Below are 5770 nucleotides of genomic sequence, written 5' to 3' on the forward strand. Positions count from 1 at the left end.
TGCACGTCGGGGACGCGGGGCGTGGTGCCGGCGGGGTTCGGTGGCGAGGTGGTCGTGCTGGATGATCCTTCGGTGCTCGCCCGGCTGGCGGAACTGGACGGTGGCGCGGTCGGGGACGGGGAGCGGTTGTCTGCGCTGCGGCCCGATCACGCCGCGTACGTGATCTACACGTCCGGATCGACAGGCACACCCAAGGGAGTTACCGTCCCCCACGCGGGCCTGAGCAACCTTGTCGCGGATCGCGTCCGGCGCTACCGGATCGACGCGGACAGCGGGGTGTTCCAGCTCGTCTCACCGAGCTTCGACGTCTCGATGGCCGACATCTGGCCCGTACTGTGTGCCGGCGGACGGCTCGTCCTCGCTCCGGGACGACTACACGACACCTCCGGTGACGAACTGGCCGACCTGATGCGTACCCGACACGTCACCCACGTCGCCGCGACCCCCACGGTGCTCGCGCAGCTGCCGGCGGACCGACTGCCCGAGCTGCGCTCCATCGTCATCGGTGGCGAGCCCGGGTCCGGGGAACTTCGGCGCCGCTGGGCGGAGGGCCGTGAGCTGGTCAACGAGTACGGTGTCACCGAGGCGACGGTCGCCTCCACCGTGAGCCGGCCCCTCGGCGGAGGAGAGACACCTCCGATCGGCCGACCCATCAACAACACACGTGTGTACGTCCTGGACTCCTTCCTGCTTCCGGTACCGCCGGGCGTGGCGGGGGAGTTGTACATCGGGGGCGTCGGGGTGGCGCGGGGGTATCTGGGGCGTTCGGGTCTGACGGCGGGCCGGTTCGTGGCCTCTCCGTTCGCGTCGGGTGAGCGGATGTACCGCACCGGGGACCTGGTCAGCTGGACCGACGACGGCGAACTCTTCTTCGTCGGCCGTGTCGACCATCAGGTCAAGATCCGGGGCCACCGTATCGAACTGGGCGAGATCGAAGCCGCCCTCGCCGACAGTCCCGGTGTCGCCCAGGCTGTCGCTCTTGTACGGGAAGACCGCCAGGGACCGCGCCGTCTCATCGGCTACGTGGCGCGAAGCGGACCGGCACTGGACGGTCGGGCGGTGCGCGAGCACGTTGCCGAGAGGCTGCCGGAGTACATGGTCCCAGCGGTGGTGGTCGTCCTGGACGCCCTGCCTCTGACGTCGAACGGCAAGGTCGACCGGGCGGCCCTCCCCGACCCTGACCCCGCCTTCGCCGAACGAGCGGTGGGACGGGCACCGGTGGGAGTGGTCGAGGAGCTGCTGTGTGGGTTGTTCGCGGAGGTTCTCGGGTTGGAGCGGGTGGGGGCTGACGAGGGGTTCTTCGAGCTGGGTGGCGATTCGATCATGTCGATGCAGTTGGCGTCGCGTGCTCGGCGGGCCGGGCTGGTGATCACCCCTCGGCAGGTCTTCGAGGAGAAGACCGTCGAGCGGTTGGCGGAGACGATCAGCGCTTCCGGCGCGGCTGAGACGCCCCTTGCCGGAGACGTAGGGGTGGGCGAGGTGCTCTGGACGCCTGTGATGCGGGTGCTGGGCGAGCGGGTGGTGGGGTCGGGGTTCGCGCAGTGGGTGGTGGTGGGTGCTCCGGCGGATTTGGACCTGGGTGTGTTGGGCCGTGCTGTGGGTGTGTTGTTGGACGGGCACGGGATGTTGCGGGCGAGGGTGGTGGGTGGTGCGTTGACGCTGGTGGTGGGCGAGCCGGGGTCGGTGGATGCCGCGAGTCTGATTACTCGGGTTGAAGCTGGTGGTGAAAGCCTTGATGTGGTGGCGGGTCGGGTGGCTCGTGAGGCTGTGGGGCGGTTGGATCCTGCGGCTGGGGTGATGGTTCAGGTGGTGTGGGTGGATGCGGGGCCTGGCCGCGTGGGTCGGCTGGTGTTGGTGGTGCATCACCTGGCGGTGGACGGTGTGTCGTGGCGGATCCTGCTGCCGGACCTTGAGCGTGCGTATGGGGATCTGGCGGCGGGGCGTGCGGCGGTGCTGGAGCCGGTGGGGACGTCGTTCCGCCGCTGGGCCGGGGTGTTGGCCGAGCAGGCAATGAGCCCGGAGCGGGTGGCCGAACTGGACTCCTGGTTGGGTGTGTTGGGCGAGCGCGATCCGCTGCTTGGGCGTCGGCCGTTGGATCCGGTGGTGGATGTGGCGGGGACGTTGCGTCGTCGTGAGTGGGTGGTGCCGGCCGGGGAGGCGGCGACTCTGGCGGGGCGGACTCCGGTGGCGTTCCACTGTGGTGTGCACGAGGTGTTGCTGTCGACGTTGGCCGGGGCGGTGGGCCGGTGGCGGCCGGAAGCGGCGAGCGTGCTGGTGGATGTGGAGGGGCATGGCCGTGAGCCGGTCGGTGGTGTGGATCTGTCGCGGACGGTCGGCTGGTTCACGAGTGTCCAGCCGGTACGGATGGACGTGACCGACGTCGACCTGATGGACGCGGCCGGGGGCGGGGCCGCGGCCGGTGACCTGCTGAAAGCGGTCAAGGAACAGATCCGGACCCTGCCCGGTGACGGGATGGGCTACGAACTCCTGCGCCATCTCAATCCGCAGACCGGCGCTGTCCTCGCCTCCGCACCGCGCGCGCAGATCGGCTTCAACTACCTGGGCCGCTTCGCCGCGGCCTCAGTGGAGGCGGGGCCGGCCCGGCCGTGGCAGATGGCGGGGGAGAGCGCGGTCGGCGGTTCAGCCGACCCCTACATGCCGGCGGCGTACGCGCTGGGGGCCGGTGCCGTCATCCGCGACACCGCGCACGGCCCGGAGTTGACGTTCAGCCTCAGCTGGCCGGAGGGCCTTCTCGACGAGGACGACGTGGAGGCGCTGGGCGAGGCATGGATGGACATGCTGTCCGGCCTGGCCGCTCACACGGACGCTCCCGCCGCCGGCGGACACAGCCCCTCCGACTTTGGGCTCCTGCGCCTCGTACAGGACGAAGTCGACGAATTTGAAGCGATTGCCGCACGCCTCGAAGGAGGGCTCTCCCAGTGACATCAACCCGTGGTGCCCAAAAGTCGGCCCTGGCGGAGGTATGGCCGCTGTCGCCGTTGCAGGAAGGGCTGCTCTTCCACGCGGCCTACGACGACCAGGGGCCGGACATCTACGGTGTGCAGTTTGTGCTCGCCGTTGACGGCCCCTTGGACGCCGCGCGGCTCCGGGCATCCTGGGAGGCCCTGCTCAGGCGCCATGCGACTCTGCGGGCCAGCTTCCACCGGCGGGGGTCCGGCGAGGCGGTGCAGCTCATCATGCGTGAGGTCGCCCTGCCCTGGTGCGAGACCGATCTCTCGGATCTGCCCGAGTCCGAGGCGGCGGCGCGAATCGCCGAACTCGCCGGACGGGAACGGGCCCAGCGACTCGACTTGACCGTGCCGCCGCTGTTGCGCCTGGTCCTGATCCGGCTCGCCGACGACCGCCATCGCCTCGTCATGACGACCCACCACCTTTTGATGGACGGCTGGTCGATGCCAGTCCTGCTGAGTGAACTTTCGGCGATCTACGCGGCCGGAGGTGCCACCAGCGGACTCGGACGGGCGCACTCGTACGGCGAGTACCTGACGTGGCTCGACCACCAGGACAAGGAAGCCGCACGAACCGCATGGCGGGCGGAGTTGGCCGGCATCGAAGAGTCGACGCTCATCGCTCCCTCCGACGCGACGCGTACCGCCGTACTACCCGAAGAGGTGACGGTCGAGCTCAGCTCCGAAACCAGCGCCGAACTGGCCGGGTTGGCCCGGACGCATGGTCTGACGGTGAACACGGTGGTGCAGGGTGCGTGGGCGTTGGTGTTGGCGCGGCTGGCCGGGCGGGACGACGTGGTGTTCGGCGCGACGGTGGCCGGGCGTCCCCCGGAGCTGCCTGGCGTGGAGGGCATGGTGGGGCTGTTCATCAACACTTTGCCGGTACGGGTACGGCTGGATGGCGCGCGGTCGGTCCTGGAGACGCTGGCCGACCTTCAGCAACGGCAGACACGTCTGATGTCCCACCAGCACATGGGCCTGGCCGAGATTCAAAAACTCGCCGGCCCCGGGAGCGTCTTCGACACACTCGTCGTCTACGAGAGCTACCCGCATGTATCCGCGGACTCGTCAGCTCCGGACGCCCTTTCGATCTCCATCCTCGAAGGTCACCAGTCGACCAACTACCCGCTGACGCTGGGCATTCTGCCTGGAGACTCGCTTCAGATTCATGTCACCTACCGGCCGGATCTGTTCTCTTTCGCGGAGGCGTCGGGGGTCGGGCGTCGGCTGGTTCGGGTGTTGGAGCAGGTGGTGGCTGATCCGTTGGTGGCGGTGGGGCGGGTTGATGTGATGGGGGAGGTTGAGCGGGAGCTTGTGGTGGGGGCGTTCAACGGTACGGGGCGGCCTGTGGTGGGGGGGTCGTTGTTGGAGTTGTTCGGATCGCACGTTGGCGCGAGTCCGGGTGTGGTGGCGGTTCGGTCGGGCTCTGAGGTTTTGTCGTATGCGGAGTTGGATGAGCGTTCGGACCGGTTGGCCCGGTTTTTGGTGGGTGTGGGTGTGGGTCGTGAGGGGGTGGTGGGTCTTTGTCTGCCGCGTGGGGTGGATGTGGTGGTGGGGGAGTTGGCGGTGTGGAAGGCCGGTGGGGCTTTCGTGCCGCTTGATCCTGAGTATCCGTCCGATCGGTTGCGGTACATGATCGGGAACAGTGGTGCGGGTGTGGTCCTGGCTACGGCGGACACGTTGGCCCGGGTGCCTTCGGGGCCGGCCCGCGTGATTCTGCTTGAGGAGGTTCCGGCTACCACGGGGGCCGAAGATCTTCCGGGTGTCACCGATGCGGACCAGCTCGCGTATGTCATTTACACCTCTGGGTCGTCGGGTCGGCCGAAGGGTGTGGCGGTGGGGCATCGGGGTGTGGTGAACCTGGTGGGGGCTATGGCTCCGGTGTTGGGGGCTGGGCCTGGTGTGGTGACGTTGCAGTTCGCGTCGTTCAGTTTTGATGCGGCGATCCTGGATGTGGCGGTGGTTCTGGGTTCGGGTGGCACGTTGGCGATCGCGACGGGTGAGGAGCGTGCGGAGCCAGGTGCGTTGGCCGGGATGATCGCGGCCCACGGCGTGACCACGGCCAGTGTGGTGCCCTCTTTGCTTGGGGTTCTGGATCCGGCGCAGGTGCCTGGAGTGGACACGTGGGTGCTGGGTGCTGAGCGTTTGACCGCGGATCTCGCTGCTCGGTGGGTGCGTGGAGCGAGGGTGGTCAATACGTATGGGCCGACCGAGGCGACGGTGATGGTGACAGCCGGTCCGGTGGACGCGCGTATCGCGTCGGCGGATGAGGCGCCTGTCATTGGTCGTCCGTTGTCCAACTCCCGTGTTTATGTGTTGGATTCCTTTCTTCGTCCGGTTCCGCCGGGTGTGACGGGTGAGGTGTATGTAGCGGGTGCGGGTCTGGCTCGTGGTTACGTCGCCCGTCCTGATCTCACCTCGGAGCGTTTTGTGGCGTGTCCGTTCGCGATGGGTGAGCGGATGTATCGCTCGGGTGATCTGGCGCGCTGGAACGGTGAGGGGGAGTTGGCGTTTGTCGGGCGGGCCGACGCGCAGGTGAAGGTGCGTGGCTTCCGTATCGAGCTGGGCGAGATTGAAGCGGTGCTGACGGCTCACCCGGCTGTCGGTCAGGCGGTTGTTGTGGCCCGAGAGGACGGCCCCGGCGACAAGCAGCTCGTCGGCTACGTCGTTCTCCGGAGCCAGGACGTAAGCACGCTGGAACTGCGCGAGCACCTCGCCGACGCGCTGCCGGAGTACATGGTCCCCGCCGCGCTCCTCGTACTGGACGCCCTGCCCCTGACACCGAACGGCAAGGTCGACCG

General features: G+C 68.3%; 2 protein-coding genes. Both read left to right on the plus strand.

The annotated features are described in order from the left end of the window. Positions 1 to 2943: amino acid adenylation domain-containing protein (locus tag ACIO1C_RS35865; protein WP_401872006.1), on the plus strand; the 2943-nt coding region annotated here is incomplete at its 5' end. Beyond that, positions 2940 to 5770 (plus strand): amino acid adenylation domain-containing protein (locus ACIO1C_RS35870; protein ID WP_401872008.1); only part of this gene is annotated, 2831 nt, incomplete at its 3' end. The genes ACIO1C_RS35865 and ACIO1C_RS35870, both read left to right, overlap by 4 nt.

The sequence above is a fragment of the Streptomyces sp. NPDC087420 genome (assembly GCF_044744165.1).
In the GTDB taxonomy this organism is placed as follows: Bacteria; Actinomycetota; Actinomycetes; order Streptomycetales; family Streptomycetaceae; genus Streptomyces.